General features: G+C 34.0%; 25 protein-coding genes and 1 other RNA gene. 7 read left to right on the forward strand and 19 right to left on the reverse strand.

What is annotated here, in order from left to right; translation table 11 throughout:
* Nucleotides 1-2: 2 nt before the first annotated feature.
* The gene (locus BA768_RS16950) at nucleotides 3-953 is read right to left on the reverse strand and encodes a glycosyltransferase family 2 protein (protein WP_065721727.1); all 951 of its coding nucleotides are present in this window, start codon (nucleotides 951-953) and stop codon (nucleotides 3-5) included.
* Between the two features lie 17 nt (nucleotides 954-970).
* A complete protein-coding gene (locus tag BA768_RS16955; protein ID WP_065721728.1) occupies nucleotides 971-1,567 on the reverse strand; it encodes a DUF4199 domain-containing protein in 597 nt (198 codons plus the stop codon).
* A 132-nt stretch (nucleotides 1,568-1,699) separates the two neighbouring features.
* On the opposite strand from BA768_RS16955, the gene ffs reads away from it, so the two are divergent.
* Nucleotides 1,700-1,797, forward strand: an RNA gene (gene ffs / locus BA768_RS16960) — signal recognition particle sRNA small type.
* Between the two features lie 64 nt (nucleotides 1,798-1,861).
* On the opposite strand, the gene BA768_RS16965 is transcribed toward ffs, so the two are convergent.
* From BA768_RS16965 to BA768_RS16990, 6 genes are all read right to left on the reverse strand, one after another.
* Nucleotides 1,862-2,548: a metal-dependent hydrolase gene (locus tag BA768_RS16965; protein ID WP_034676158.1), complete on the reverse strand. Its 687-nt coding sequence runs from the start codon at nucleotides 2,546-2,548 to the stop codon at nucleotides 1,862-1,864.
* A 119-nt stretch (nucleotides 2,549-2,667) separates the two neighbouring features.
* Entirely contained in the window at nucleotides 2,668-3,114 is a 447-nt protein-coding gene (locus tag BA768_RS16970; RefSeq protein ID WP_065721729.1) for an SRPBCC family protein, read from the reverse strand.
* A 10-nt stretch (nucleotides 3,115-3,124) separates the two neighbouring features.
* Nucleotides 3,125-4,054, reverse strand: a complete 930-nt coding sequence (menA, locus tag BA768_RS16975; protein WP_065721730.1) for a 1,4-dihydroxy-2-naphthoate octaprenyltransferase — start codon at nucleotides 4,052-4,054, stop codon at nucleotides 3,125-3,127.
* Between the two features lie 79 nt (nucleotides 4,055-4,133).
* Nucleotides 4,134-5,630: a PH domain-containing protein gene (locus BA768_RS16980; protein ID WP_065721731.1), complete on the reverse strand. Its 1,497-nt coding sequence runs from the start codon at nucleotides 5,628-5,630 to the stop codon at nucleotides 4,134-4,136.
* Nucleotides 5,614-6,159: a PH domain-containing protein gene (locus BA768_RS16985; RefSeq protein ID WP_065721732.1), complete on the reverse strand. Its 546-nt coding sequence runs from the start codon at nucleotides 6,157-6,159 to the stop codon at nucleotides 5,614-5,616. The genes BA768_RS16980 and BA768_RS16985 overlap by 17 nt, the downstream gene beginning before the upstream one ends.
* A gap of 310 nt (nucleotides 6,160-6,469) precedes the next feature.
* Nucleotides 6,470-7,306, reverse strand: a complete 837-nt coding sequence (locus BA768_RS16990; protein ID WP_034676149.1) for a 1,4-dihydroxy-2-naphthoyl-CoA synthase — start codon at nucleotides 7,304-7,306, stop codon at nucleotides 6,470-6,472.
* Between the two features lie 163 nt (nucleotides 7,307-7,469).
* Here BA768_RS16990 and BA768_RS16995 point away from each other — a divergent pair, with 163 nt between their 5' ends.
* A complete protein-coding gene (locus tag BA768_RS16995; RefSeq protein ID WP_065721733.1) occupies nucleotides 7,470-8,108 on the forward strand; it encodes a hypothetical protein in 639 nt (212 codons plus the stop codon).
* Between the two features lie 87 nt (nucleotides 8,109-8,195).
* Here BA768_RS16995 and BA768_RS17000 read toward each other — a convergent pair whose 3' ends face one another.
* The 4 genes from BA768_RS17000 to BA768_RS17015 form a co-directional block, all read right to left on the reverse strand.
* A complete protein-coding gene (locus tag BA768_RS17000; protein ID WP_065721734.1) occupies nucleotides 8,196-8,771 on the reverse strand; it encodes a hypothetical protein in 576 nt (191 codons plus the stop codon).
* Between the two features lie 122 nt (nucleotides 8,772-8,893).
* Nucleotides 8,894-9,898: a peptidylprolyl isomerase gene (locus tag BA768_RS17005; RefSeq protein ID WP_123947141.1), complete on the reverse strand. Its 1,005-nt coding sequence runs from the start codon at nucleotides 9,896-9,898 to the stop codon at nucleotides 8,894-8,896.
* A 79-nt stretch (nucleotides 9,899-9,977) separates the two neighbouring features.
* Nucleotides 9,978-10,487 carry an FKBP-type peptidyl-prolyl cis-trans isomerase gene (locus BA768_RS17010; RefSeq protein ID WP_065721820.1) on the reverse strand — a complete coding sequence of 170 codons (510 nt, stop codon included), beginning with the start codon at nucleotides 10,485-10,487 and terminating at the stop codon, nucleotides 9,978-9,980.
* 293 nt (nucleotides 10,488-10,780) lie between these two features.
* On the reverse strand, nucleotides 10,781-11,851 hold the full coding sequence (locus tag BA768_RS17015) for a branched-chain amino acid aminotransferase (RefSeq protein WP_034676139.1): 1,071 nt from the start codon (nucleotides 11,849-11,851) through the stop codon (nucleotides 10,781-10,783).
* Nucleotides 11,852-11,935: 84 nt separating this feature from the next.
* Between BA768_RS17015 and mnmD the strand changes: the two genes are divergently transcribed.
* Nucleotides 11,936-12,610 carry a tRNA (5-methylaminomethyl-2-thiouridine)(34)-methyltransferase MnmD gene (gene mnmD / locus BA768_RS17020; protein ID WP_065721821.1) on the forward strand — a complete coding sequence of 225 codons (675 nt, stop codon included), beginning with the start codon at nucleotides 11,936-11,938 and terminating at the stop codon, nucleotides 12,608-12,610.
* 106 nt (nucleotides 12,611-12,716) lie between these two features.
* Nucleotides 12,717-13,133 carry an NUDIX hydrolase gene (locus BA768_RS17025; RefSeq protein WP_065721736.1) on the forward strand — a complete coding sequence of 139 codons (417 nt, stop codon included), beginning with the start codon at nucleotides 12,717-12,719 and terminating at the stop codon, nucleotides 13,131-13,133.
* Between the two features lie 19 nt (nucleotides 13,134-13,152).
* Here the strand turns inward: BA768_RS17025 and BA768_RS17030 are convergent, their stop codons facing one another.
* Nucleotides 13,153-13,860 (reverse strand): DUF4294 domain-containing protein, encoded by a 708-nt coding sequence (locus BA768_RS17030; RefSeq protein ID WP_065721737.1) that lies wholly within the window; start codon nucleotides 13,858-13,860, stop codon nucleotides 13,153-13,155.
* Nucleotides 13,861-13,912: 52 nt separating this feature from the next.
* Here BA768_RS17030 and BA768_RS17035 point away from each other — a divergent pair, with 52 nt between their 5' ends.
* Nucleotides 13,913-14,989, forward strand: a complete 1,077-nt coding sequence (locus tag BA768_RS17035) for a M28 family peptidase (RefSeq protein ID WP_065721738.1) — start codon at nucleotides 13,913-13,915, stop codon at nucleotides 14,987-14,989.
* A 36-nt stretch (nucleotides 14,990-15,025) separates the two neighbouring features.
* On the forward strand, nucleotides 15,026-15,676 hold the full coding sequence (gene rpe / locus BA768_RS17040) for a ribulose-phosphate 3-epimerase (protein ID WP_034676130.1): 651 nt from the start codon (nucleotides 15,026-15,028) through the stop codon (nucleotides 15,674-15,676).
* Nucleotides 15,677-15,742: 66 nt separating this feature from the next.
* On the opposite strand, the gene BA768_RS17045 is transcribed toward rpe, so the two are convergent.
* The 5 genes from BA768_RS17045 to BA768_RS17065 form a co-directional block, all read right to left on the reverse strand.
* Nucleotides 15,743-16,351, reverse strand: a complete 609-nt coding sequence (locus BA768_RS17045) for a DUF4082 domain-containing protein (protein WP_065721739.1) — start codon at nucleotides 16,349-16,351, stop codon at nucleotides 15,743-15,745.
* A 490-nt stretch (nucleotides 16,352-16,841) separates the two neighbouring features.
* Nucleotides 16,842-17,258 (reverse strand): nucleoside-diphosphate kinase, encoded by a 417-nt coding sequence (locus tag BA768_RS17050; protein WP_065721740.1) that lies wholly within the window; start codon nucleotides 17,256-17,258, stop codon nucleotides 16,842-16,844.
* 330 nt (nucleotides 17,259-17,588) lie between these two features.
* Nucleotides 17,589-18,515 carry a ribosome small subunit-dependent GTPase A gene (rsgA, locus tag BA768_RS17055; RefSeq protein ID WP_065721741.1) on the reverse strand — a complete coding sequence of 309 codons (927 nt, stop codon included), beginning with the start codon at nucleotides 18,513-18,515 and terminating at the stop codon, nucleotides 17,589-17,591.
* 138 nt (nucleotides 18,516-18,653) lie between these two features.
* Nucleotides 18,654-19,733 carry a chorismate mutase gene (locus BA768_RS17060; RefSeq protein ID WP_065721742.1) on the reverse strand — a complete coding sequence of 360 codons (1,080 nt, stop codon included), beginning with the start codon at nucleotides 19,731-19,733 and terminating at the stop codon, nucleotides 18,654-18,656.
* Between the two features lie 348 nt (nucleotides 19,734-20,081).
* Nucleotides 20,082-20,408, reverse strand: coding sequence for a hypothetical protein (locus BA768_RS17065; protein ID WP_034676118.1), 327 nt, complete (start codon nucleotides 20,406-20,408; stop codon nucleotides 20,082-20,084).
* Nucleotides 20,409-20,523: 115 nt separating this feature from the next.
* On the opposite strand from BA768_RS17065, the gene BA768_RS21615 reads away from it, so the two are divergent.
* A complete protein-coding gene (locus BA768_RS21615; RefSeq protein ID WP_262484180.1) occupies nucleotides 20,524-20,649 on the forward strand; it encodes a hypothetical protein in 126 nt (41 codons plus the stop codon).
* A 52-nt stretch (nucleotides 20,650-20,701) separates the two neighbouring features.
* Here the strand turns inward: BA768_RS21615 and dnaX are convergent, their stop codons facing one another.
* The gene (dnaX, locus tag BA768_RS17070) at nucleotides 20,702-21,787 is read right to left on the reverse strand and encodes a DNA polymerase III subunit gamma/tau (protein WP_034676116.1); all 1,086 of its coding nucleotides are present in this window, start codon (nucleotides 21,785-21,787) and stop codon (nucleotides 20,702-20,704) included.
* Between the last annotated feature and the right edge of the window lie 57 nt (nucleotides 21,788-21,844).

A 21,844-nucleotide genomic window follows, 5' to 3' on the forward strand; every position in this document is an offset into this window, starting at 1 on the left:
ACTTAAATCACTTCGTCAATATTATAATTCTTATGCTCTCTGTTGGTTCGGATAATCATTTCGCCTAAAAAGCCTGCGATGAAAAGCAAAGTTCCCATCAACATCATCGTTAAAGCAATATAAAACCAAGGATTATTGGTTATTAAATGACCGTAAATTCCTCTTGCAACATCGATCAGTTTTGAAACCCCTAACCAAAGTGCAGAAAGAAATCCGATGATGAACATTAAAGTTCCGACTGCTCCGAAGAAATGCATCGGTCTTCCTCCGAATCTGCTTACAAACCAAAGGGTTACCAAATCTAAGAATCCGCGAACAAATCTTTCAGTTCCGAATTTTGAAGTTCCGTAAGGTCTTGCCTGGTGTGGGACTTCTTTCTCAGTAATTCTTCTGAAACCTGCATTTGCGGCCAAAACCGGAATGTAACGGTGCATATCTCCGTAAACATCGATTGATTTGACAACCTGTTTTTTGTAAGCTTTTAAACCGCAATTGAAATCATGAAGATAAACTCCGGAAACCTTTCTCGCTGCTGCATTGAAAAGTTTTGAAGGAATGTTTTTCGTCATTACATTATCAAAACGCTTCTTTTTCCATCCCGAAACAATATCATAATTATCTTCCATCACCATTCTGTACAGTTCAGGAATCTCCTCCGGAAAATCCTGAAGATCAGCATCCATCGTAATAACAACATCACCGTTGGTTTTTTCAAAAGCGGCATGTAAAGCCTGAGATTTTCCGTAATTTCTGGAAAATTTTATTCCGTGAATCTGTGGATGCTGAACTTTCATGTTCTCGATAATGCTCCATGAAAGATCGGTGCTTCCGTCGTCTACAAACCAAACTTCGTAAGATAAGTTGTTGGTTTTACATGTATTATCAATCCTCGAAAAAAGCTCTTCAAGAGATGCTTCCTCGTTCAGTAACGGAATAACTATAGATAAATTCATTTAATTTTAATAAAAAATTATGCTTGATTAGGTTCCTCCTGCGGAATTGTTTTTGTTCTGAAAAACGCTCCGAAAAAGACAGACAAAATTACGTAAAATATCAGGATTGCTGCAAAATATCCTGAAAAATGACTTGCCGTCAACATATCTTTTCCTTTTACAACCTTAGGATCAAATCTTTCAAGCCCTTCTTTGTATTTTTGTTCCAGTTCATCAATGTCTTTTTGGTGTTTTAAAATCTTTTTTGCTGACTGATATTCTTTATCCAATTCCGATTTTTGTCTTGTTACATATTGGTAATTTAACAGTTTTTTCGCATCGGTATCAATGTAATTTAAGAAAGTAAATATGCTTACGATGGATAAAATTCCACCAATAAACATCGGAACAAATGCTCTTTTAAAAGCCTCTCTGAAACCCATTTTGTGGGTGTTCCATCTTGATTTTACAGACCAGAATGCAGTTACCGCATAAATTAAGGGCAAAACGAATGCATTGACTTTCAATGTAGTATCGAAATATTCAATGCCGGAGAAAAAAGAATACACTACAAAAAAGATGATCATTGTAGCAATAAAAAGAATAATTCCTAAGGTAGTCGGACTTTTAGCCATGTTTAAAAAATTTTATAAAAAGATGAAAAATTATTAACTTAAATTTCAGCAAATTAGCTTAAATTCTCAGTTTTTTCACCTGTTTTTCTGCTTTACAGTTTTGAAGTTTAATATTAATTCCTATCTTTGCAACGGCAAGTCCTAAACAACCAGCTCCTGAGAATCCTCCAGGGTGGGAACGCAGCAAAGGTAATTGGTCGTAGCGGTGTGATTTAGGTAGCTTGCCATTTTTTATTTTTATAAAAAAGAGATTAAGATGATTTTATTTAAATTGCTTAATCTCTTTTTTTGTATTTATATTTCGAAACTTTCTCCCAATTTTGGTAAAACCAATTCTACATTCTTGTCAGCAAAATGTTTCGCCGCACTCTCGTGATTGATTTCAATTGCAGGAAAAGTATCAAAGTGACATCCGATCACTTTCGGAGTTTTCAATAATTCTGATGCTGCAAAAGCCGCTTTTCTTGCACACATTGTATAATGACCACCAATCGGAAGAATCGAAAGGTCTAAATTTCCAAACAATGAAGGAAACAACTGCATGTCTGCCATTACTCCTGTATCTCCTGCCAAATACAAATTTCTCCCTTCAGGAAGTCTGAAAATATATCCTACAGGAACTCCACCATAAGTTCCGTCAGGAAACGAACTTGTATGATGAGCCGGAACCATAGAAATTTTCAAATCATCGATTTTTGCAGAACCTCCAAGGTTTACATCGTCTGTATTTTTTGCATTTTTAAAGTAAGCACAGATTTCTGGCTGACCGATAATCGTAGCTTCAGGGTAATGTTGCAAAACCTCTCCTACATCGGCAATATGATCTCCGTGAGCATGAGTCAGTAAAATGTAATCTATTTTTTGAGCGGTGATATCAAAACCTGATTCTGCTTTTTTGTAGTTGTAAAAAGGGTCGCATAAAATCGTTTTGTCTTTGTACGTGAACAAAAAACAGTTTTGTCCTAAGTATTGTATTTTCATTTTTAATTCATTTTTGAATATTGCTAATTTTTTTAAAACGCAAAGAGCGCAAAGATTTTTATATAAATTATTCTGTTTTTAAGTTCGCAAAGGCGTTTGACTCAGCAAAGTTTTGAAAACTATTTCGATGGAAATTTATCTTCAATCAATCTCAGATTAATGCCGTGTTCTAAATAAGCTTTGCAGCCATCTAAAACGGTTGTAAAACCACCCGTATTGTCATTAATTACAGATAAAAGTTCATCTCCTGTTTCAGAATATCCAAAACTTTTGATGATAACTAATGTTCCTTTTTCCATTTCTTTAAACTCATAATCGACATTGTTGGAAAATAATCCCCACGTTGTTTTTATAAGCTGATTGGGAATAATCTGATGAACTTTAACCTCAGATTTCGCATCGTACATTTCCCATTCCCAAAGGATTGTTTCACCTTCCACGAGTTTTCCGCTCGATTTTGTAAACCAGAAATTGGTTGTGATTTCCGGATTGATAAACGCTTCGAAAACTTCGTTGATCGGTTTTCTGATGAGCATCTGAGCCTGAACGAATATTTTAGATTCCATAACAGAAAATTTAGCTAAAATAATTAAGACCTACTGCCGTTAAAACAGCCATCATTAAAGTCATGATTCCTACCTGTTTCAAAAACGGATCAAGTTGTTTCGGTTCTTTCACAGACATGATGCTTCTTCTTAGTTTCGCTACCGGGAATAAAAGAATCATTACAATAAACACGTAATATTTCTGAAGCTGAATGAAATTATTTAATCCTAAAAAGATCAAAACTAAAATCAAAGGAAGCTGCAACAAAACCATTTCGTAGATCATTGCATTCTTAAAGCCAATTCTCAATGCAAGGCTGTTTTTGCCTGATAATCTGTCACTTTCAATATCTCTCATGTTGTTAAGATTCAAAACTGCCATACTCATCATTCCAATCGCCGTTCCCGGTAAAAGAATGTCCCATGAGAAAGTTTTTGTAAACAGAAAATAACTTCCACAAACCGAAACCAATCCAAAGAATATAAATACGAAAACGTCGCCCAACCCCATATATCCATAAGGTTTTTTACCGACTGTATAACCGATTGCCGCCAAAATACTTGCCACTCCCAATCCGATGAAAATGTAAAATTCATTCATAAATTCAGGGATAAAAGCGATGTACAGAAGTGCAACAGTTGCTACAAAAGACAAAACAGAAAAAAGAATTACTGCATTTTTCATTTGTTTTGCCGTGATTTTCCCTGACGCAACAGCTCTTGCTTCTGCTTCACCGATTCTTTTGGCATCAGTTCCTTTCACACCATCTCCATAATCATTCGCATAGTTTGATAAAACCTGATACAGCAAAGTCACCAACAGTGCCAAAGCAAAGATCTTCCAGTCCCAGGTTCCTCCCTCTTCTCTGAGTCTCCATTTTGCGATGAAAGATCCCATGATGATTCCGCTTAACGATAACGGCAACGTTCTAAGCCGTGCGGCTTTTATCCAATCAATCATAATTTATGAGTAGTGAGTAATGGGCAATAGGCAATATAAAATCTGAAGATTACTCATTACTTATTGCTCATTACTTATATTAATTTGTTTCTATTTTATAAATGCAGTAATTGAGCAGTTTTTTGAGCTTTGTAAAATTTAAAGCAACTATTCTGAACCGTCCTGCAGAGGTATAAAAAGTGATACTTCCCAAGTTTGTTTTTCTTTGCCAAAAATACTGAGAAATTTTCACAGTCTGAAGCTTTTCGACCTCAAAAGTTCGGTTATCGATGTCCCAAATTCCTGATTTTAACCTAATGAATCTTTCATTATAAAACAATCTCAGGTTTCTGAAGGAAATCAGAATACATATTTCGACTAAAACAATATACACAACTGCTAAAAACCAGTAGTTTATCAACAAATCTTTTTCAATAATAAGAAACAAAAGAAGCGGAATAATAATGAACTGAAAAGTATTGACGATAATTAATCTGAAATTCGGTTTCAAAAAGTTTTCAAAAACAGGATTTTCTTTCCAGATTGTTGAGATCAATTTTGATTTTTCTTCATTATTAATTCCCGGAACGGCTGCAACATTTTTCTCATCTTCTTCTTCATTTTTTCCGATTTGCAGGAATTTCACATAAGAAATTTTCATCTTCTTCTGAATCCAGTTTTGCGTTTCGGTAATGACCTGAACTTTCGATTTGTTGACAATTGAATTTCTTGTGTTAAACAAACCATATTCAAAAGAAAAGCTTTGATTGTTTTCCGTGATTTTAAAGTTGAAAAATTTAATGATGGTTCGAACTGCATTCACGATGATTCCGATAATAATAACGACTAAAACAATCCCCAAAATGACAGGTATTGAAAATGCCAGAAATCTTTCTTCCACCGTATCATAATCCAGCTGAGTATCAAATTCTACCTTTTTAAGTAAGTTGGCAAGTTCAGAAAAACCGTAAATCAGCAAACTGACCATTGCCAGAAAACTCCGAACATAATTTGCCGTTATTCCATATTTTAAAATGCTGAAAGTAGAAATTTTAATGGAACGAAGGTCTTTAATTTCTTCATTTAATACAATATCATCTGTTTTTTCTATAGAGTACTCAACAGTAGTTTCCGTTAAAAGATATTTTTTGAGGTCAATTGCATTCTGTTTTGTCAATGCCGAAATTTTCACCTCTTTTTCAGAACTTCCGGGTGTATCAATTTCAAGTTTATAAATATTAAAAAACCGATGAATAAAAGGTTGTGAAATATTTACTTCCTGAATATTTTTCTTTTTGATCTTGGTTACCGAAGTATTGATAATCCCCTCATGAATCACAAATTCCTCATTCTCTTCATCGATATAATATTTAAAATGAAAGTATTGTAAAACCGCTGAAACAATAAGAATTAAAAGTGCTGCAACGATTGCTACAATAATCATCCAGGATTCTACTTTTTCCTTTTTAACAAAGAAAAGAACGATTAAAACCCATAGGTTTTTAATTACCATTCCGATATTATACAGAAAAAGCAGAACGATACCTGTTTTTGATTGTCTTTGAGGCTGAAAAAAAGAATTAAGCTTCTCCTCCATCTTCTGTTTTTTCTTGTGAGATCGTTCCACGGATATGATTGTTGATTCCTTCCGCGATCTCTTCAGGTAAACCGTTGATGGTAACATCTCCACCATTCACTCCTGCTGTAAAAACGGCAATCGATTTTAAGTTTAATATCCTTGAAAACCAACCCTGTTCTACTTTTACATGTTGAATCCTGTTGAAAGGAACAATGATAATGCTTCTTTTCAGCCAACCGTATTGATAGACCAAATCTTTTTCCCGAACAGCATATTTCCTGAATTTAAAACCAATGATTGCATTCAAAAACAGAAAAAAAATCATCAGGAAAATTCCGATAACAATTGTTAAAATCTGTAGTTTTGTTAAATTTAAATAAAAGAAATAAAAAGCCACTCCAACAGCTCCGATTAAAAAAATCGAAAACAATGCAAGATTTAATAAAATAATCCTGAGATATTTTGGAGAAACAGCCGTCAGTTTCAGATCATTGAAATCAGGAATTTCAAGGTCGAAAATCTGAGGGTTTTGAAAGTTTTGATTCATATTGTTTTAGAGCTCTCGCAGATTTTGGAGATGACGCAGATTAGTTTTTTATTTGTTAAATCTGAAATAATTATTTTTGTATATCCGTTATTTATCATACTTGGATTTCACCACGAAGCTCACTAAAGATTTCACCAGGAACACAATAGTTGTGAGCTTTATGGATAACCTTAGTGTACGTTGTGGTAAAAAATAATTATGATTACAGCAAACAGCATTTAATTATAGCATATTGCGGACAATCAGATAATTATTTAAACAAAATAATAGGTAATGAAATTACTCATTACCTATCACTTATTATTTATAATTAAGAAATCCACTGATCTTTTCCAAAGTCAGGTTTTCTTTTTTCAAGGAAGGCATTTCTACCCTCTTTTGCTTCTTCTGTCATGTATGCCAAACGGGTTGCTTCTCCCGCAAAAACCTGCTGACCAACCATTCCGTCGTCAGTAAGATTCATTGCAAACTTCAGCATTCTGATGGAAGTCGGAGATTTTGCTAAAATTTCCTGAGCCCATTCGTAAGCTGTGTCTTCCAATTCGTCGTGAGGAATTACGGCATTCACCATTCCCATATCGAAAGCTTCCTGAGCTGAATAATTTCTTCCTAAAAAGAAAATTTCACGTGCTTTTTTCTGTCCGACCATTTTAGCCAAATAAGCTGAACCGTAACCGCCGTCAAAACTTGTAACATCAGCATCAGTCTGCTTGAAAATAGCGTGTTCTTTACTTGCTAAAGTCAAATCACAAACTACGTGAAGCGAGTGACCACCACCTACAGCCCAACCCGGAACCACAGCAATTACCGCTTTCGGCATAAAACGAATCAGACGCTGAACTTCCAGAATATTTAAACGATGTCTTCCATCTTCGCCTACATAACCTTGCTGACCTCTTGCTTTTTGGTCGCCCCCACTACAGAAAGCCCAAACTCCGTCTTTAGAACTTGGCCCTTCTCCTGAAAGCAAAACCACACCAATTGATGGATCTTCTGATGCATCATAAAAAGCATCATACAATTCTGAAGTTGTTTTTGGTCTGAAAGCATTACGGATTTCCGGTCTGTTGAATGCAATTCTTGCCACACCGTTGCATTTTTTATAAGTAATATCTTCGTATTCCTTTACGGTTTTCCACTCGATCATTTTGTAAAATTTTCCCCAAATATACGGAATTGGAGAGAGATTTTATGATATTCGGTTTTGAAATATTAGTAATGGGTGATTGGTAATTAATAATTTGGAAGTAGCTTAATATATCAACATATTTGCTAATAATTTTAAATTTAATAATCATTTGTCATACTCAATGAAAACATTTCTTTTTTATTTTTTGCTTTTATTATCAATTAATATTTTTGGATGCAAATGTGCTTATGAACCCGATATTGAAAGTTCCTTTAAATCTGCAGATATTGTATTCATCGGAAGTGTTTATGATATCAATACTTCATACAAGACAGGATATTCGAATGTTGAAAATTCACTTTCAAAAGTAAAGATTGAAAAGATTTACAAATTTTTAGAAGATGATTTTAAAAGTACAGAAATTACTTTTTTCGGACAGCAGCTTAACTCCTGCGATTTTATGTTCAGAGAAAAAGGAAAATATTTGATTTTTGGATATTTTGATCCTGACACAACCTTCTTTTATACAACTCACTGCTCCGCAACACAATTAATAAACAACTTAGATCAAGATGATTATCTTCTCCTTAAAAAACTCAGTCAGGAAAATAAATCTAAGCAAACCAAAAACACAGAAACGATATCAGATATTATAGAACTTGAAGATAGGTATCCTCATAAAGATGTTACTAATTTAAAGCTGAGCAATCAACAACTTTCTGAAGAAATTGAGAAGCAGAGAGTCTTCTTTATCGTAATTATTTCTGTTTTATTGGTTATTATTTTAATTCTAATTTGGATGCGTCGAAAAAAGAAGTAGTTTTTTGAATCAAATACAATTTTAAAGTTTTGAAAATCAAATCCTATAGGTTATAAAAAAACCGACTCTCTCGAATCGGCTTTTCAATTATAATTTATCCAAAATCTTTTTCGGAAGAACTTTTTCCAGCTGTTTTTTATATTCTGTATCGGCAAAAACCACTTTCCAGTTTTTCTTGTCTTTTGAAACCGCAACCATTTTCATCGGAGCATTGATAACGTAAGCGCCTTCTTTAGCAAGATATTCCACGCTGCCTTTTCCATATTTTTTAGTCAGCATTTCTGAAATAGATTTTTTCATTTCTTCATTCATCGAGCTTACATCTGCTTTGAGTTTTAAATAATAACTTGTGATAGAGAAATTTTCACCGTCTACCAATTCAGGTTTTCCGACTGAAGCAAATTTCATATCCAAAACATCAATCTTCACAAATGGATTATTATAAGTCATGTTCAGCATTTGGGTGAACTGTTCTTTGTTGACAACCGTAAAAAACTTTGGATAGAAACAGTCTACAGTCTGATCAATCTTTTTGTATTTAATGGTATTGGCAAAATAAACCAGTGATTTTCTGATAGACTGATCCTCTGCATTTGCTTTTGTCTGCGCGAAAGAAATCAGAGAAAACAGTATAAAAAGTGCTGTGATGAATCTTGTTTTCATTTTAAATTTTAATTATTTATATGAAACCTCATAGGTTTTGAAAACCTGTGAGGTTTAAAGATTTAAAAGTAATAAAAAAACCGCCTTTCACAAGACGGTTTAAGATATTTTATGAGTGTTGATTAAGGTACTTTTACCAATTCAACATCGAAAATTAACCATGCGTTTGGCGGAATTACTCCTCCTGCACCTCTTTCTCCGTAACCCATCACTGGCGGAATCAATAAAGTAGCCGTTTCACCTTCTTTTAACAATAAGATTCCCTCGTCCCAACCTTTGATTACTCTACCTGTTCCTACAGGGAATTCAAGAGGCTCATTTCTTTTAAATGAAGAATCGAATTCAGTTCCGTTTGTCAGTTTACCTGCATAATGAACTTTAACGTTATCTCCTGCTTTTGCAGCTTTTCCGTCAGTCTTCTTAGTGATTTTATAGTAAAGACCAGATTCTGTAACCTGCATTCCAGCTTTTAATTCTTCCAAAGCTTTTTTTGCTTCAGCTTCAGCTTTTTCAGCCATTGCTTTGTTATTGGCAGCAATCTTACCTTTTCCTTCGTTGAAAGTTTTTGCAGCATCGTAATTTTTATACTCGTCTCCTTTGCTGAAAATGCTTACTTTCTCAAGTACGATGTCAGTTTTTGGTTTATCCTGAGCTCCTTTTTCAACAGCAGCAATAGCATCAATAGTTTCAGTTCCGCTTACTACAGATCCGAAAATCGTGTGTCTTCCGTCTAACCAAGGAGTAGCCACTTCCGTGATGAAGAACTGAGAACCGTTTGTGTTTGGTCCTGAATTCGCCATAGAAAGAATACCTTTTCCTGTATGTTTAAGATCGTTTTTCTCGTCTTCAAATTTATATCCCGGATCTCCCATTCCTGTTCCCTGAGGATCACCTCCCTGAATCATGAAATCTTTAATTACTCTGTGGAAAATAGTTCCGTCATAAAAAGGAACTCCTTTCGCTTTCGCTTTATTATCGATTTTCCCTTCTGCAAGACCAATAAAGTTAGCCACAGTTACCGGTGATTTTTTGTCTTCAAACTTTACAATCATGTTACCTTTTGTAGTCTGAATATTAGCATAAAGTCCGTCTTTAAGCCCTTCGTAAGTTTCTTTGTCTACGTTCATCTTTTTATAAATTGGAGTACAGCTTAAAAGCGAAACGCTCGCCGCTGCTAAGATTATATTTTTGTTTAGGAATTTCATTTTAGAGTGCTTTTAATTTTATAATTAAAGGAATATCGTTATCAATTTTATTTTGGTCACCATAAGTTCCGTAAGCTAATGAAGATGGAACAAGAAGCGTTACTTCTTCACCGTTTTTCATGTATCGAAGTGCATTCTCAACTGCTTTGAGCTCATCAAAATGTCCAAATCTTGCATCCGCCCTGCTTATGGATTTGTCATAAATTTTAGTCTGATCAAAATCGTAAAGATCGTAAGAATACGAAATTGGCGAATCGTCCGGTCTTCTTTCTCTATGGTCGAAACCTTCCACATTCGTCCAGTAATTCAACTGTGTAGGAAAGAATTTTTCGTTCTGACCTTTGATCCAGTCCTGAATCTGCTGTCTTTCGATCGCATTGAGATTTCTCATGCGGTTTTTAGATACATCCAGGTCATTCTGGCTCAAAACACCGCCAACCGGAGGATGCACCGGATTATTTCTTTTGCAGCTGAATAAGCTTAAAACAGATATGAAGATTAACTTTTTCATAAAAACTTTTGCGAAAATAAGCATTTCGGGAATTACTGGCAAAAGTTGTTTAACATATTGAATTAAAAGTTTTCACATTTTTTGAAATCAAAATTGATGTTAAAATATTCTTTTGACTTAAGCATAAAGATTCAATTGCTTTTGTCATTCTGACGAAGGAAGAATCTCAACATATTATTAAAGATTCTTCACTCCACTTCGTTCCGTTCTGAATGACAAAAATAACCTATTTAGCCAAAAACAAAAAAGCCGGGAACAATTCCCGACTTTATATTTGATATTTAATTCTAAAATTAAACGGTCTCCATAGCGTGGTCAACCAAAACTCTCCACCCGAAAGGATCTTCAGCAAGGTTTGTCTGCAAATCAACCAAATCATTTTTAAGAATTACTGCATAGCTTTCCTCATCAGAAAGTCTTGGCAAGTCAAGCTTTTCTCCATTATAACCTAAGGCTTCGAAAACTGTCGTTACAACCGCAGTTCCTACTCCCCAAACTTCTTTCAGAGTTCCGTTTTTCTGTGCTGCAACAACGTCTTTTACTTTAATTGGCTCTACTTTCACCTCAAATCCTCTCTTCTTTGCCAATTGAATAAAACTGTCTCTTGTAACACCATCTAAAATTTTCTCAGAAGTTGGTGGTGTATAGATCGTATCGTTGATTCTTACAAATACATTCATCGTCCCACTTTCTTCAAAATATTCGTGAGTAGCATCATCCGTCCAGATAATCTGATCATAACCTTCTTCGATAGCCAACTGAGTCGGGTAAAAAGAAGCAGCATAGTTTCCTGCAGCTTTAGCAGAACCTACTCCACCGCTCGCCGCTCTTGAATAGTGATCTGAAATTTTTACAGAAACTGGTTCTGTATAATACATTTTTGCAGGTGTTGCAACGATTGCAAACATATATTTATTGGCTACTCTTGCTTTTAAGGCCTCTTCGGTAGCGAAAATCAAAGGTCTGATGTATAAAGACATCCCTTCTCCTTCCGGAATCCATTCTCTGTCGATATCTACTAATGCTTTCAACCCATCCAAAAACATTTCTTCTGTAACTTCCGGCATTGCCAAACGTTTTGCAGATTTATTGATACGTTCAAAATTCTTTTCGGGCCTGAAAAGGAAAACCTGTCCGTCTTTATCTTTGTAGGCTTTCATACCTTCAAAACAAGCCTGTCCGTAATTTACACCCATCATTGCAGGAGAAAATTGTAGCGGACCATAAGGAACCAATTTTACATCACCCCACTTTCCGTTTTCATACTCGCAAATGATCATGTGATCGATGAAAGTATTTCCAAAAGAAAAGTTACTCGGGTCGAATGTAGAAATTCTAGAGTTTTCTGTTTTTTGAATTATCATTTCTTAAAATTTTTATGATGTTCGACAAATTTAACATAATTTTTTAAATATAAAAATTTTAGATTAAATTTGAAAAAAAATACCTTGGAAAGAGAGATTAAGATCACAAACGACGGAAGCAAAACACTGTTTATCAATGAATTAAATGAAAACTATCATTCTCATCATGGTGCGCTTCAGGAAGCAGAACATGTGTTTATTAAAAATGGACTAAATTTGATAAATGATTACGAAATTAATATTTTAGAACTCGGTTTTGGCACAGGTTTGAATGTTTTGGTAACAATTAATGAATATTTAAAAACTGACAAAAATCATGACATCCATTATTTTACCCTAGAAAAATATCCGATAAATGCGTTTGAAATAGAAAATCTGGCATATTTTGAGCTTTTTGATAACCCAGAGTTAAAAAATATTTATCAAAAAATTCATCAGACTGAGTGGGAAAAACCGGTCGAAATTATTAAAGGATTTCATTTACATAAAATTCAATGTGATTTTTTTGAGCTAAAAAACATTGATCTGCCGAAGATTAACCTGGTATATTATGATTGCTTCGGTGCGAGAGTTCAGCCCGACCTTTGGGAAAAACCTTTATTTGAAATGGTTTCCGACAAAATGACGGTCAACGGACTATTAACAACCTATTCATCTAAAGGAAGTGTGAGAAGAATTCTTCAGGAACTCAATTTTAATGTTGAAAAAAAGCAAGGACCTCCGGGAAAAAGAGAAATGATTAATGCCGTGAAATTATAGGTTTGATGCTGGAGAAGCTTGAAGTTGGATGTTCATTTGATTAAGCGTGCAACTTGGCATCTATCTTAAAATATTTTCCCTATTTTAGCTAAGCAAATTATTATTTATGATCGACAATATTAATGTAAGGGTTTATGCATGTGTGGTAAAAGATAAAAAAGTTCTGACTCTTTTTGAAGAATATGCGGGCGAACCTTTAATGAAATTTCCCGGTGGCGGACTGGAATACGGAGAAGGACTAACCGACTGCCTGAAACGTGAATTCGAAGAAGAACTCAATGTACATATAGAAATTGTAGAGCATCTTTATACTCAGGAAGATTTTCTTGTATCGAGGTTTAAAGAAAATGAGCAGCTTCTTACCATATATTATACAGTAAACATATTAAACGAAGAAGATTTTATCATTCTTGATCCTTGTATAGAAAAAATCGACTGGATCGAAATTAATACCGAAGAAAATCCCTTCTCTTTGCCTGTAGACAAAATTGTTTTCGAGAAGCTGAAAGAAAAATTCCTGTAACTATTTACAGGAATTTTTATTATTTTGATACTTTAAAATCTCTTGCTCCGGGATAAGGCTGTAAGTAACCTGAATTCCAGTTGGATTGAAGAAGCGATTCCAAAAACTCATCGGTTCTGTTTTTATGAGGATCGTATTTATCTTTCAGGTCTATATCTGCCATTTTTCCTTTTACATTCCACCAGAAAGCACTCCATCCGCCACGCAATTCTTTGATAATTTCGTAGACATTTTTATTGGTCGCTCTGTTCATCAGTTTAGCAAAAACCTGACCTTCAGTGGTCGTTAAATCTCTTAATTGTTTTTCATACTGGTCTGCCAACATATTCTGCCTGTCTTTTACATACTTTCTTTTTGCAGCAGTGTCCAGATTCGTCATTTCTCCCTGAATATCACGATATTGTTGTAAAGCAGTCAGGAATAAAGGATAAACCCGGTATAATTTTTTATTTAAAAAGAAGTAATAATTTTTATCTAGCTGATTATTGAATTTTGGTTTATTTAAAAGAATCAGCTCATCCATTACAACAACAGTTTCACCATTGATTTCGTAAATTTTAGCTTTTTGTCTTTCATCATAGAAATACTTATTGCCAAATTCATCTGTCTTTAGTTGATCCTGAGGATACTGACTTAAAGGTTTTACAACAACTGAATCTCTTTGCTGCCCAAAAACAGAGATACCAAAAAAGACTATAAAAAGGCAGGCAATTTTATGAAATTTCATTATTTTTACACGTATTATAACAAAATTTAATTACAAAAATCATTCCTTTTATATGAAATTCGAGAAGAAATCTTTGAAATTTTTAGAGAAATATTTAAACACTTCGTCACCAACCGGTTATGAACATGAAGGCCAAAAAATATGGATGGATTATATTACTCCATATGTTGATAAAATTGAAGTTGATCATTACGGAACATGCTACGGAATAATTAATCCTGAAGCAGAATTTAAGGTAGTCATAGAAGCTCATGCTGATGAAATTTCATGGTATGTAAATTACATCACTGACGACGGTCTTATTTATGTTATCAGAAACGGAGGTTCAGACCAAACGATTGCCCCTTCAAAAGTTGTACACATTCATGGCGAGAAAGGAATGGTTAAAGGTGTTTTCGGATGGCCTGCAATTCACACAAGAAGCGCAAACCAAAATGAGCCAACTCCAAAAATTGAAAATATTTTTATCGATTGCGGCGCAACATCAAAAGAAGAAGTTGAAGAACTGGGAATTTTTGTAGGATGCATGATTACGTATCCGGATGAGTTTTTCGAAATGAATGATCGTTATTTTGTTTGCAGAGCTTTAGACAACAGAATCGGAGGATTTATGATCGCTGAAGTGGCAAGACTTTTAAAAGAAAACAAAAAGCAGATTCCATTCGGTTTATACATTACAAATTCGGTTCAGGAAGAAGTTGGCCTGTATGGAGCAGATATGATTGCAGATACCATTAAACCAAACATCGCCATTGTAACCGATGTTACCCACGATACAACAACTCCGATGATCGAAAAGAAAAAAGAAGGCGATCAGAAATGCGGGAATGGTCCGGTTGTATTTTTTGCACCAAGTGTACATCATACCATCAGAGAATTAATTATTGATACGGCTAAAACCAAAAAAATTCCTTTCCAAAGAGCTGCTGCAAGTCGTGCAACAGGAACCGATACAGATGCTTTTGCTCATTCCAACGGCGGTGTTCCAAGTGCTTTGATTTCATTACCTTTGCGCTATATGCATACAACAGTTGAAATGGTTTCTAAAGAAGATGTCAGAAATGTCATCCAATTAATTTACGAAACCCTTCTGAAGATCACACCGGAAATGAAACTGAAGTATCATTAAAAGTAAAAAGAGACAAGTTTAAAGTAAAAAGTAAAAATGAAAACGAAGCTTATTGCTCCTTCCCTTTTAGCCGCAGACTTCGGGAATCTGCAGAGAGACATCGAAATGCTTAATAATTCTCAGGCAGACTGGCTTCATATCGATGTGATGGACGGAAGATTTGTTCCGAATATCTCTTTCGGATTTCCTGTGATGAAAACGGTACAGCAACACGCCAAAAAGTTTGTAGATGTACATTTAATGATTGTTGAACCAGATAAATATGTTGATGAATTCATTAATCACGGAGCAGATTTGATCTCTGTACATTACGAAGCTTGCACCCATCTTCACAGAACGATTCACCATATTCAAAGTAAAGGCGTAAAAGCCGGAGTTGTTCTGAATCCTTCAACACCCGTATTAATGCTTGAAGATATTATTGCTGATGTTGATCTCGTCTTATTGATGAGCGTAAACCCAGGATTTGGAGGTCAGAAATTTATTGAGAATACCTACAAAAAAATTGCAGAAACCAAAGATCTTATCCTGAGCAACAATTCGACAGCTCTTATTGAAATTGACGGCGGTGTGAATTTAGACAATGCCTCAAAACTATTCGAAGCCGGAGCTGATGTTTTAGTGGCGGGAAATGCGGTTTTTTCAGCTGAAAGTCCTGAGAGAACGATTGAGCTTTTAAAAGTTTAAAATAAAAAAAATATAAAGGCTGTTTCATCTGAATGAAGCAGCCTTTTTTTAATATGATATGAATGTTTATTCAATCTGCTGAAAATTAAAACTAAGATCTCCTCCGTTATAATTTTGAGAAACATTTGTCGGAAAAACCTGTGTCGTAGTACCAATCCATCTGTATTCCCAAACTTTGATATTTCCTGCAGTAATCGGATAAGTTGCATTGCTGTTATCCACCTTATTACGTTTGTACCAATCGTTCGAATTCATGGTGATCATATATTTTTTGTCTTTTTCTAAAACCATTTCAGAAATACTTTTTACTACCGAAACATCTGCTGCAGATACATTTATCGTCTCAGTTCTTAAAACAGTTTTAGCATCGTAATCCCAAATAGTAACCCTAAGATTGGCATTTGATGCAGGCAATTTTACAACCAAAGAATTTATTTTTCCTTTTACATTTGGTGAAAAAGCAAGTCCGAATTCATAATCTCCCGCATTTACAAAATTACTCGTTGTGGTAAATCCAGCCAGTTCATGATATTTGTTTAAAGGATCTTCTTCATGATATACAACAGGAGTCGGCTCATCATCATCTTTGCTACAACTTATGGTAAATACTGTTGTAGATAAAGCAAATAATAAAAGAAGACTTTTTAGCACAATTGGAAATTTTAAATTTTTCATGATATTTTTATTTGTTTAAATTATTGTGACAAAGTTCACAATAAACAAACCTCAGTATAACAGGAAAAACACCTATTTTAAAACCATATTTTTCCTGTAAAAGAAATATAGGAAACAAAAAAAAGCAGTCGTTAAACTGCCTTTCACCTCATTTAAAATAAGATTAGTTTATATGGTCATTAGTTTTCAGAATCGATGCTAGAAATTTGATTCTCTGTTTTAATTTGATGTAAAGATGACTAAATTTAAAACATTAACCAATCCGTAAAATCACGGAAATTTCAACAAGCATTTTTATTTTTAGTTTTAATTAAAAAATAAAACGATATTGATAATTAAATTAAAAAACATTTTTATTTATTTAGTTTAAATAACTATTACTCTGAAAAACAATATTTTATACAAATTATTTATGACGAAATGTCACACAAAAACAATAAAAAAATCCGGAATAAAATTCCGGACAAAATTTATATTATTTTAATCTGATTTAGAAAATTTCTCTTCCTGAAAAATGGAATTGAGCTTCGATTAAAGCATTTTCATTAGAGTCTGAACCGTGTACAGCATTCTCTCCGATGCTTCTGGCAAACATTTTTCTGATTGTTCCTTCAGCAGCTTCAGCAGGATTTGTAGAACCGATTAAAGTTCTGAAATCTTCAACAGCATTGTCTTTTTCTAAAACCGCAGCAACGATAGGCCCTGAACTCATAAATTCTACCAATTCACCATAAAAAGGTCTTTTTGCATGAACTTCGTAGAATTTTTTTGCATCAGCAACAGTAAGTTGAGTTAATTTTAAAGCTTTAATTTTGAATCCACCTTCAGAAATCTTCCCTAAAATAGCACCAATGTGACCATCAGCAACTGCATCAGGTTTGATCATTGTGAATGTAATGTTTGACATATTTGAATATTTTTTTAATGGCACAAAATTACAAAAAATATCCTAAAATAATTTTAAAATAATTTTAACATAAAATAACTTTTGTTAAGAATTGAGAGTTGATTCTTGGCACACTAATTGTTATTAATATTCCGATTCTCATGTTTAATTTGAGTTTTCATGGTTATTAGTTTTTACCCAGCTTCGGCTGGGTTTTTTATTGCTAATAAATCATCACTTTCTTTATCAAATTCACATTTAAACAAACAAAAGAAAATAGGAATAAAAAATTATTGCTTCAATATCAATCAAAGCAATAAATTGTATCGGAAAAAATTTATGAATATATATTTACTTATGTGCGTTTTCCTCCGCCTCTTCCATAAGTTTAATATAAGTAGAATATCTTGAATGTTGAATTTCCCCAGTTTCTAAAGACTCTAGAACGGCACATTTAGGCTCATTAATGTGAAGGCAGTTATGATATTTGCACTCTTCTCTTTTTTTGAAAATTTCAGGAAAATAGTGTTGTACTTCTTCTTTCTCTATATCAATCATGGCAAATTCACGAACTCCGGGTGTATCGATCACATTTCCACCAAAATCCCAAAAATGCATTTGTGCAAAGGTTGTTGTATGCTTTCCTTTTAAATGAGTATCAGAAATTTCCGAGGTTCTCAGATTAAGATCAGGCTGTAAAGCATTAACCAGAGTAGATTTTCCGCAACCTGAATGTCCGAAAAACACAGAAGTTTTATCTTTCAGAATTTCAACAAGATCATCAAGATTTAATTTCGAATATGAAGAAATTTCTAAAGTCTCATACCCAATTTCGTTGTAGAGAAACTCAATATCTTTTACGATTTCAGATTCTTCTTCAGAAAGAACATCCATTTTATTAAACAAAATCAGAGGCGTAATATTGTAAGCTTCACAACATGCCAAAAAACGGTCAAGAAACCCGAGAGAAGTTTCGGGATGCTTTAAAGTAAAAATAAAGCACGCCAGATCAATATTTGAAGCAATAATATGTGCTTCTTTAGAAAGATTTACCGATTTTCGGATGAGATAATTTTTGCGGGGATCTATTTTTGTAATCCAGGCAACATCGTCCTGCTCCAATTGAAATTCAACAAAATCACCAACAGCTAAAGGATTGGTAAGTCTGGTTTTTATCAGCTTAAATTTTCCTCGAATTCTCGCTTCGAAAATTCTCCCGGTTTCCGTTTCCAAAACCTGGTACCAGCTTCCCGTAGATTTAATGACTTTTCCTTTCATATTTTAAGATACGGCAAATATAGGGAATTAGTTTAGGTTTGAGAGTTTTAGAGTCTTTGAGTTTAAAATGTTATTAGAATAATTTTTGTATTCGACAATAACACTTTTGCCCTAAAACACTAAAACCCTCTCACATATTTACCTGTCAATCATAATATTATTCTGAACTTCAATTGACTCTTCGTGAATTGCTTTAAAAACTTTTTCTATAAATTCCTGAGACATTCCTGTTTCTGAAGCTTTTTGTACGGCATATTCGGTAATGACTTTCCATCTTTCAGGCTGAAAAATAGCAATATCATTCTCTTTCTTCAGTTTACCAATTTTTGCAGAAATTTTCATCCTTTGGGAAAGCAATTCAATCAACTGAAAATCAAGATCGGAAATCAAGGTTCTGTGTCTTCCCATTTCATCATCAAAACCAGCCAAATCTGTACTTCTTACTTTAAGATTTGAAATCATATTGCCTAAAACTTCCGGTGTAATCTGTTGTGCAGCATCACTCCACGCTTCATCAGGATTGCAATGTGTTTCGATAATAGCACCTTGGTAACCTACATTCAGAGCTTCCTGTGTAATATCTGCCAATCCGGTGCGATTTCCGCAAATATGTGAAGGGTCTATTAAAATCGGAATATTCGGAAACTGGCTTTTGAAATCTAAGGCAATCTGCCAATTCGGATTATTTCTGTATTTTGTTTTCTGGTAAGTAGAAAAACCTCTGTGAATAGCTCCTAAATTCTTAATATCCTGCCCTAAAATTCTTTCTAAAGCACCAATCCATAATGCCAAATCCGGATTTACAGGATTTTTAACCAAAACAATTTTTTCTGTACCTTTCAAAGCTTCGGCAATTTCCTGAACTGTAAAAGGATTTACAGTAGAACGTGCTCCAATCCATAAAATATCGACATCAGCTTCTAAAGCAGCATCTACGTGATGAGCGTTCGCAACTTCAGTCGCGGTTTTAAAACCATATTCTTCTTTTACTTTTTTCAGCCAGTTTAAACCAATTACGCCCACTCCTTCAAAACCATTGGGTTTCGTTCTCGGCTTCCAGATTCCTGCCCGAAAAATAGGAACCTGAGCATTGGTATTTTTAATTCTCTTTGCTGTTTCCAGCATTTGTTGTTCACTTTCCGCACTGCATGGTCCTGCGATGATAAGAGGTTGCTGAAAATCTTTTATCCAGCTGTTTTCTAAATCTCTTAAGTTCATATTGTAAATTTTATTTTAAATTAAAGGCAATAGTATATTCATTATAAAGTTACTTTATAATTCTTTCTAAAAAATGTCGTTCAAAAATTGTTATGAAATCAGGAATCTACAGTAGAGTTCCCATATTTTTTTTAAGAAAGAAATTAAATTAGCTGTACCAATAAAATCGATAATAGCTTCTAAAATTTCTGTAATAAAAAGTTGCAAAAGAAAGATAACTGCTTAAAAAATAAGCAGGTGCAAAACTGATTGTTTGAGTAGAATCAGCAGTATATGGAAGTTTGGAATGTTCCAATTTGTATACTTTTTTATCTTGTCTCTGTAAATATTAAGCAAATATATAAAAAATTATGACAAATCAAACTTCATCAAATCATCAAGATCTTTCAGTAGCGGATTTTTTTCTATAAATTTTTCGAAAATTTTCTTTTTGGTGACGATTTCAATCTTAAGATTTTCATGATCTTTTTTAAATTGAAACTCTATGGAATGGTTATTTACCTTATGTTTAAAATGATTAAAAAACTCAATACTTATCTTATCAAACTCATTTTTTGCGGAATCTGAAGGATAAGATATCTGAATAATTTTTTCATCAATTTTAGTAAATTTAAAAGTTTTTATAGCATTGAAAACCACAGGATCTTTTTGGCGAAGCTGTTTTAAAAGGATCATCCATTCGTTCTGTACATCTGTTTCAGTAAAATGATGTTCTGGAAGTTTTTCTGTATTTACAATTGTTGCTTTATCTTCAACTTCAGATTTTTCTTCTTTATTTAAAAGAGAATTAATGCTGAAACTTGAAGAAATATTGGGTCTTGATAAAGGTTTTGAAGCTTTTTTGATGAGAACTTCAGCAGGCGGTTCAAGAGCAGTTTTTGTCTCAACTTTTACCTCTTCATTTTTTTTCTCCTGAATCTGAGTTGGTAATTTTACTTCCTGCTTCTCTTTGAGAAATGGAGCTAATATTATAAACTTTTTTTTTTAGCTAATTCGCCACCGGCAGAAAGAGAAGACAATTGCATCAACGCAATTTCTACAGTAAGCCTCGGATTTTTTGAATTTTTGTAATTAATGTCTGCATGATTACAGATTTCAATAGCATCAATCAGATGTTGAGCGCTCCATTTTTGTCCCTGTTCCGTAAATTTCACTTTGGTCTGCTCTCCTACCTCGATCAGATCCATTGTTGATGGATTCTGAGCCATCATCAGATCACGGAAATGATTACCAAGTCCTGCAATAAATAAATGCGGATCAAAACCTTTCTTTACAATTTCATTGAAAGCAGAAAGCACTTCAGGAATTTTACTTTCTTTCGCTAAATCTACAATTTTAAGATACTGATCGTAATCTAGAATGTTAAGAACTTCAGCAGCTTTAGCAAGTGTAATATTCTTTTGTGAAAAAGTAGAAAGTCTGTCAAAAATTGAAAGCGCATCTCTCAAAGCGCCATCAGCTTTTTGTGCAATCAAATACAAAGCATCATCTTCATATTTAATATTTTCTTTCTCAGCAATCTTTCTTAAATGATCCTGAATATCAAGAATAGTAATTCTTTTGAAATCGTAAATCTGACAACGGGATAAAATTGTAGGAATAATTTTATGCTTTTCCGTCGTTGCCAAAATGAAAATCGCATGAGCAGGCGGTTCTTCCAATGTTTTAAGGAAAGCATTGAAAGCCGCTGAAGACAACATGTGAACCTCATCGATTATATACACTTTGTACTGACCAACTTGTGGCGCAAAACGCACCTGATCGATTAGCTCACGAATATCATCAACAGAGTTATTGGATGCTGCATCGAGCTCATAGATATTGTAAGCAAAGCCGTCCTCTGAGACAGAGCCGTCCTTTTCGTTGATTTTTCTTGCCAAAATTCTGGCACAAGTTGTTTTGCCGACGCCTCGAGGACCGCAAAACAACAGCGCCTGTGCTAACTGATTTTCTTCAATAGCATGTTCCAGCGTATCTGTAATGTGAGACTGCCCAACAACGGTATCAAACTGTTGCGGGCGGTATTTTCTTGCAGATACGATAAAATTTTCCATTGCCCAAAAGTATGAAATATAGTTTTAATTTAAAAATTTTAATTTTCAAATTTCATT

The sequence above is a fragment of the Chryseobacterium sp. CBo1 genome (assembly GCF_001693475.1).
Classification (GTDB): domain Bacteria; phylum Bacteroidota; class Bacteroidia; order Flavobacteriales; family Weeksellaceae; genus Chryseobacterium; species Chryseobacterium formosense.